Here is a 6,887-nt window from a genome sequence, read left to right on the forward strand (position 1 = left end):
CGTGGTAAAAGTGTGGTTGCCAGACTTTTCAGGGCTCCCTTTAGGGAGCGACCACAGGAGATAGGCCCTTATAGGGCCTGTTCAAACCACCCGTTCAACGGGTGGTTTTGATTGCATAATCGGTGCAAACGCTCTATAATGAAGCCAGCAAAAGAAGGAGTAATTACCATGCCAGACAAAAATATTTATACCGTTGTCGTCGCAGACGATGAGGACGAACTGCGGGAAGCTGTCTGTACGATGACCCCCTGGGAGGCGTTGGGGTTCCATCTGGTAGGCAGCGCTAGCAACGGGCTGGACGCACTGGAACTGGTGGAGCGACTGGAACCGGATCTTCTGCTGACCGATATCCGGATGCCGTTTATTTCCGGTATTGAACTGGCCCGTCAGGTGCGTGAAATCCGCCCTGCCATGCACATTGCGTTTTTGAGCGGTTATGATGATTTTGAATACGCCAAGCAGGCTATTCAGTATAACATCATCAGTTATATGCTCAAACCGCTGACGATGGATGGCCTGGCCGCGGAGCTGAAGGTCATCCATGAAAAAATCGACCGGCGCTACGCCAGTCTGCGCCGTATGGACAACCAACAGGGGGACCGGGCGGAATTCCTCATCCCACTGGTACTGGAACACTACGATACCCCACCGGAAGGGTTGGAAACCACCCTGCGGGAGAATGCCGCGTCCTGCGGACTGCTGCGCGGCAGCGATGACCGCAGCCTGTTGATGGTTATGACGGCGGCTATGGTAGACGGCAACCCCTGTGAGCCGGGATTTACCCGTCTGGTCGAACAACTGGCAAACAAATACCTGCGCCATTTTGTATTTGGGGCCAGCGGGCGTGTGGTGGCTGTGCTGCTGGGCAATCCCTCGGACTTTGAGGAATATCTCCACATTCTGGCGGACGAGATCTGCCAGCTTACCGAACGCGCCCTGGATAAAAAGGTACTTGTGGGGGTCAGCCGTGCGGTATCCCAGTTTACCGAGCTAAACGCGGCATACCGGCAGGCGCTGGAAGCACTGCATGCAGCCGAAGAAAGCGAAGGCGGCGTCAGCTTTACTTCCGACACCCGCAAAGGCGGCGGTCTGTGTGAACGGGCATTGGAAATCATTGAACAGCACTACATGGATGAGGACCTTTCTCTGGCATCGCTCAGCGCCATGCTGGATGTAAGCCCCAACCATCTCAGTGCCTGCATCAAGAAAACGGCAGGGGAGACCTTTATCAATATTCTGGTACGCCGCCGGATGGAAAACGCACAGCAGCTGCTGCTCAATACCAACCTGCAAGTGCAGGAGATTGCCCGCCGCTGCGGATATACGGACCAGCATTATTTCAGCTACTGCTTTAAAAAGTACAGCGGAACTTCGCCCGGAGCGCTGCGTCGGCAGCGCGCGGCACAGAATGCCGGCGGGGAGGCTGCAACATGAAAAGACGGTACCGCTCCCCCCGCACGGCACCGCTGATTGTTGTACTGATCACAACGGTGGCGGCTGTCACGCTGGCCCTTTGTGTGGTGACCTTTTTGCGCAGCTACCGTGCCGCGGCAGAGCAAAGTGCGCGGACCAGCAGCGCCCAGGCGGTCAACCAGGTTGTCGGGACGGTCAGCAACTACGTGGAGAATCTGGACGAAACAGTTTCCGGCATTATGGTGCAGATGAACACCCCGGAAGAAGAACGGGATGCTTATCTCAACGCATGGCTTACCGCCCGCAGTGAAGTGGTCGCTGTTACCACCTATGACGAAAACGGCGTGCTGCAGGATTGCTGGTGCCTGGGACATACCCCCCGGGAAGAAATCGTACAAAACCTTTCCTTTGATCTCAGCACCGCCCAAAGCCATGGGGAAGGGTATATCAGTGCACCCCATGTGGAATCGATTTTTGAAGGGTATTATCCCTGGGTGGTCACCGTGGTACGTCCGATGGAAACGGGCGACACGGTGCACTGGGTGGCTGTGGACGTGCGCTTTTCGGGCCTGGGGGCCAGCATCAACGGTGTAGGCATCGGCCAGCACGGGTATTGTTATTTGATGGACGCCCAGGGCAACATGGTGTACCATCCCCAGCAACAGCTTTTGTACGCGGGCATCAAGAGCGAGGAAGCCGCGCGATTGGCCGGCCTGAAAGACGGCACCTATGTGGAAGATACGGTGATTTACAGCATCCAGGATGTTCCGGACAGCAGCTGGCGCGTAGTGGGTGTCAGCTACATTGACGAGACCGTCAACCAGAGCTTCTGGCAGATGGCGCGCATTACCGTAGGTACAGCCGCTTTGATTCTGGTAGCTGCCCTGCTGGTGGGATGGATTATCTCCCGTATGCTCAGCCGCCCTTTGCAGCAGCTGGAAAACGCGATGGAACAGTTTGAACAGGACGCCGACGGATTCAACTTCCAGCCGGTGGCCGGTACCCGGGAAGTGCAGGAACTTTCGGACTCTTTCGGCCACATGGTCAGGCGGATTCAGCGCCTGATGACCACCGTGCGCGAAGAAGAAAACGAATTGCGCAAGACAGAACTGAAAGCCTTGCAGGCACAGATCAACCCGCATTTCCTTTACAATACGCTGGACTCTATTGCCTGGATGTGCGAGCGCGGCAAAAATGCCGATGCGGTGAAGATGGTTCATGCATTGGCCAAACTGTTCCGCATCAGCATCAGCCGCGGCCATGAGCTGATTCCCATCGAAAAAGAATTGCAGCACGCCGAGTCCTATCTGCTCATTCAGAAGTTCCGGTATAAAAACCAGTTTACCTACCACTTTACCGTGGACGAAAGCTGCCTGCATTGCCTTTGCAATAAGATCACCCTGCAGCCGATCATCGAAAATTCCATCACCCACGGGCTTGATCTGCTGGTAGAGCCCGGGCATATCGAAATCGAAGTCTGTTCCGAGGGCGAGGACGTGCTCTTTAAGGTACGGGACGACGGCATCGGTATGGCGCCGGAGCAGGTAGCGGAGCTGTTGCAGCATGAACCCAGTGACCGTACCGGCATCGGCATCAAGAACGTGAACGACCGGCTGCAGATTTATTTTGGGCCGCAGTATGGCTTGTCCATCGAAAGCATGCCGGACGAAGGAACCACCGTGACCATCCGGATGCCGCGGGTACCGGAAGACAGGGAGGGCGACTATGATAAAGCACGGTAAGTGGTATCGCCTGTGGGCGATGCTGTTGGTTCTCTGCCTGCTGCCCGGCTGCGCTGCGTCCGACCAGACAACTCAGGATGCGGCGCGCTATAAAGTGGCTGTGGTGGCTAAGTCTACCCAGACAGACTTCTGGAAGGCTGTTTTTGTGGGGGCGGAGGCTGCTGCAACCGAATACAACCTGGAACTGACCATTGACGGACCCGACACCGAGGAAGATTACGAAGCACAAAATCAGATGATCGAAGATGCGGTGGCAAACGGTGCCCAGGCATTGGTTTTTTCGGCCATCGACTACGACGCCAACGCACCGGCGATTGAAAAAGCCGCTGAGAAAGGCGTGAAAATCGTGGTGATCGACTCGGCAGTCAATTCCCAGAATGTGGCTACCTATATCGGCACCGACAACTACAGTGCCGGCATGATGGCAGCCCGGGCGGCGCTGGAAAGAACCAGCGGCCCGTTGAAGGTGGGAATTGTCAATTACGATATCAACAGCGCCAACGGCCAGGATCGGGAGCGGGGTGCAGTAGATACTTTTACCGAGAGCGGGCGCTGCGAGGTAGTTGCCACCATTCATACCTTGGCAGAAGCAGCCAGCGCCAGGCAGGACACCTTGGATATGTTGCATGCCCATCCCGAAATCAATGTGCTGCTGGCGTTCAATGAACCTACCAGCGTGGGTGCGGCCCAGGCAATCGAAGAACTGCAGCTGGGAGAGACCGTTTGCATGGTGGGGTTTGACTCCAACCTGGCGACCATCGATGCCCTGCAAACCGGCGTGGTAGATGCGCTGGTCATCCAGAATACCTATGAGATGGGCTATTTCGGCGTACAAAGTGCTTACAAACTGCTGGCCGGACAGCGCAACAGTGTGGAAAAGCATGTGGATACCGAAAGCCGCCTGATCGATCGCAGTAATATGTTTACGATGGACGGGCAAAAGGTACTGTTTCCCATTTCGTAAAAAAACACCGGAGACTATATCAGTCTCCGGTGTTTTTTCTGTATAAAGCAGTCAGCGGCGGGGCTTGCGCTTGCGCACACTGTATCCGAAAGTGCCCAGACGCCGTCCCAGGGCCAGGTAATCTCCGTGGGAATAGACGATCAGTTTTGCTTTGTTCAGGCAAAGCTTGCCATCCTCATTCAGCAGCCGTTCATCCACATCCACGGCCACGCATTCCGCCAAAAACAGGTCATGGCTGCCCAGTGGGATGACCTGGGTGACCTTGCATTCCAGGTTGATGGGGCTTTCTTCCAGCAGCACGGTGCCAACTTTGGAAGCAGGGGCGGGGGTGAGTTTCATGGCCGCAAATTTGTCCACATCGCGGCCGCTTTTTACACCGCACCAGTCCACGGCGCGTACCAGGGATTCTGTGGGCAGATTGACAACGAACTCACCGCTTTCCTGAATCAGGTGGTGGCTGTAACGCTCGGGACGAATGCTGATGGAAAGCATGGGGGGCTGGGTGCAGATGGTGCCGCACCAGCCTACTGTGATCAGATTCGGCTTTTCGGGGCTGCCGCAGCTGACCAGCACGGGCGGTTCGGGGTTCAGCAGGGTGGAACCTTTCCAGACCTGACGGCTCATTTGTTTTCCTCCTCACTGCGCGGGAAATTGGGGGTGGTATCGCTGATGATGTAACGGGGGCGATGCTTGGTTTCCATATAGATCTTGCCGATGTATTCTCCGATGACGCCCAGGCAGATCAGCTGCACACCGGACACAAAGCAGATGATGCTGGTCATGCTGGCCCAGCCGGAAACCGTCATGCCCAGCGCCGCCTCGATAACGGCCCACAATACACCGATAAAGCTGATCAGCGCTACAATAACACCAAAACCGGTGATGAACCGGATAGGCTTGATGGACAGGCTGGTGATGCCGTCAAACGCCAGGGAAAGCATTTTGGAAAGGGGATAATGGCTTTCGCCAGCCAGGCGTTCGTGCCGTTCATAGGTCACGCAGGTGGATTTGAAACCAACCAGCGGTACCATACCCCGCAAAAACAGATTGACTTCCTGGAATTTGGCAAACTCCTGCAGTACGCGGGCACTCATCAGGCGGTAATCGGCGTGGTTAAAGACCACCTCGGCCCCCATGGCGTTGAGCAGCTTGTAGAAGCTCTCTGCCGTGAACCGCTTGAAAAAGGTATCGGTCTCTCGCTTGCTGCGCACGCCGTAGACCACGTCGCACCCATCGCGGTAGGCATCCACCATGCCGTCCATGGCATTGATGTCGTCCTGCCCGTCACAGTCGATGGAGATGGTAATATCACAGCGGTCTTTGGCCTCCATCAATCCGGCCAGGACCGCATTCTGGTGGCCGCGGTTGCGGCTCTGGCAGATGCCCGCATAGTGCTCATCGGAGGCAGCCAGTTCCTGAATGATCGACCAGGTACGGTCCTTGGAACCATCGTTGACGAACAGAACGCGGCTTTCGGGGCTGATTTTCCCGGCGGCAGTCAGGTCCTGAATTTTGTGCAGGAACTGCGGCGCCGTGATGGGCAGCACTTCCTGCTCGTTGTAGCAGGGGATGATGATGTACAAAACTGGTTGGTTGCGATTTTCCATGGCAATACCTCAATCAATCGGAAAAGTCGGCACACATGGCCTCGTAAGACGGGTAACCGATGGCAATATAATGCTCGTCTTCATATTCAACGGCGCCCTGGGTCAGGCGCTGGGACGGGGTTTCGTACTCGGCCTCGGTCTTGTTCAAGAAAACAAACACAGGGCCTTCCGGTGTGGTTTCCATGTGTTCCTCCGTCTGCAGCCACTCATACAGCGCGTTGGGGTCGGTGACGTCCTCACCGGGCTTCCACACCCGGATATCAAACGCACCGTTGGAAATCTCCACCATTACATTGGCATTCCAGAAGGTGGCATAGCCTTCGGTATATCCCGCCACGCGCAAGGCGGTTACGGCAGCTTCCTGGCTGGAGGTCATGTTTTTGGGCCAGAGTTGGGTGTAATAATCATTCACACACCACAGCAGCAGCCCGGCCATCCCTCCCAGCAGGATGCCGCGCCACAGGCGGCAACGGGGTAAGCGATACAGATAATCCACCGCTACGGGCATCATCAGTACCACCACAGGGATATTGTAGCGGGTATAGTAGACCATGTCGGTAAACAGGTACAATCCCTGATATACGACGAAGCTGAAGAAGGAAAGCAGATAAAAGGTGCGTTCCGCCAGGGTGTACCGCTGAGGGCAGCGCAGCAGCGAAATGTAGGCGCACACAAGGATCAGCAGCGCCAGGAAGCAGAAGGCATTGTACAGCAGCTGGGGAGAGGTGACATACTCGCCGGTGCGGAACCCGAAGCTTTCCAGCCAGCCGTAGAACAGCCGTTCCAGCCGTTCGCCGTCAAAGGCGGAAAACTTGACGCCTTCTTGGCTGGAATAATGGTAATAATGGCTCAGCACACGGGTGTTGAGCATCCAGCCGATGACTGATGCGGCTGTTGCCAGGGTGCTTCCTGTCAACAACCGCCGTTCCGGTGTGGGCAGTTCCGGTAAAGTGGAACCGGCACGGGCAGGGGAGGCGGCAACGCTCAGGGCGAGCGCCGTCAGGAACAGGGGCAGATAGAAGGTGACCACCTGCCGCAGCCCGCCCAGTCCGATGAGCAGGGAAAACAGGAATTGCAGAACCAGCAAAATAGTACGTGTACGGCGTCGTTCGCTGCGTACATACTGCAAAAGCATTCCCAGGCAGAGGAAGCTGGCCGTCA

General features: G+C 56.2%; 6 protein-coding genes. 3 read left to right on the forward strand and 3 right to left on the reverse strand.

Annotated elements, in window-relative coordinates:
* Positions 1 to 168: 168 nt before the first annotated feature.
* The 3 genes from H6B10_RS11405 to H6B10_RS11415 are packed head-to-tail and all read left to right on the forward strand — an operon-like array spanning position 169 to position 4,119.
* Entirely contained in the window at positions 169 to 1,434 is a 1,266-nt protein-coding gene (locus H6B10_RS11405) for a helix-turn-helix domain-containing protein (RefSeq protein ID WP_204651721.1), read from the forward strand.
* Entirely contained in the window at positions 1,431 to 3,155 is a 1,725-nt protein-coding gene (locus H6B10_RS11410) for a cache domain-containing sensor histidine kinase (RefSeq protein WP_204651722.1), read from the forward strand. The genes H6B10_RS11405 and H6B10_RS11410 overlap by 4 nt, the downstream gene beginning before the upstream one ends.
* Positions 3,139 to 4,119: a substrate-binding domain-containing protein gene (locus H6B10_RS11415; protein WP_204651723.1), complete on the forward strand. Its 981-nt coding sequence runs from the start codon at positions 3,139 to 3,141 to the stop codon at positions 4,117 to 4,119. The genes H6B10_RS11410 and H6B10_RS11415 overlap by 17 nt, the downstream gene beginning before the upstream one ends.
* Positions 4,120 to 4,170: 51 nt before the next feature.
* Here the strand turns inward: H6B10_RS11415 and H6B10_RS11420 are convergent, their stop codons facing one another.
* The 3 genes from H6B10_RS11420 to H6B10_RS11430 form a co-directional block, all read right to left on the reverse strand.
* Positions 4,171 to 4,743, reverse strand: a complete 573-nt coding sequence (locus H6B10_RS11420) for a flavin reductase family protein (protein WP_204651724.1) — start codon at positions 4,741 to 4,743, stop codon at positions 4,171 to 4,173.
* Positions 4,740 to 5,726: a glycosyltransferase family 2 protein gene (locus tag H6B10_RS11425; RefSeq protein WP_204651725.1), complete on the reverse strand. Its 987-nt coding sequence runs from the start codon at positions 5,724 to 5,726 to the stop codon at positions 4,740 to 4,742. Before H6B10_RS11425 ends, H6B10_RS11420 begins: the two co-directional genes overlap by 4 nt.
* Positions 5,727 to 5,739: 13 nt before the next feature.
* Positions 5,740 to 6,887, reverse strand: a 1,148-nt coding sequence (locus tag H6B10_RS11430) for a hypothetical protein (protein WP_204651726.1), incomplete at its 5' end; no start/stop codon positions are given.

It is taken from the genome of Gemmiger formicilis (assembly GCF_016901605.1).
In the GTDB taxonomy this organism is placed as follows: domain Bacteria; phylum Bacillota; class Clostridia; order Oscillospirales; family Ruminococcaceae; genus Gemmiger; species Gemmiger formicilis_B.

Coding starts and splice junctions, on each gene's coding strand:
- H6B10_RS11405 (WP_204651721.1), top strand. CDS start 169: ATGCCAGACAAAAATATTTATACCGTTGTCGTCGCAGACGATGAGGAC.
- H6B10_RS11410 (WP_204651722.1), top strand. CDS start 1,431: ATGAAAAGACGGTACCGCTCCCCCCGCACGGCACCGCTGATTGTTGTA.
- H6B10_RS11415 (WP_204651723.1), top strand. CDS start 3,139: ATGATAAAGCACGGTAAGTGGTATCGCCTGTGGGCGATGCTGTTGGTT.
- H6B10_RS11420 (WP_204651724.1), bottom strand. CDS start 4,743: ATGAGCCGTCAGGTCTGGAAAGGTTCCACCCTGCTGAACCCCGAACCG.
- H6B10_RS11425 (WP_204651725.1), bottom strand. CDS start 5,726: ATGGAAAATCGCAACCAACCAGTTTTGTACATCATCATCCCCTGCTAC.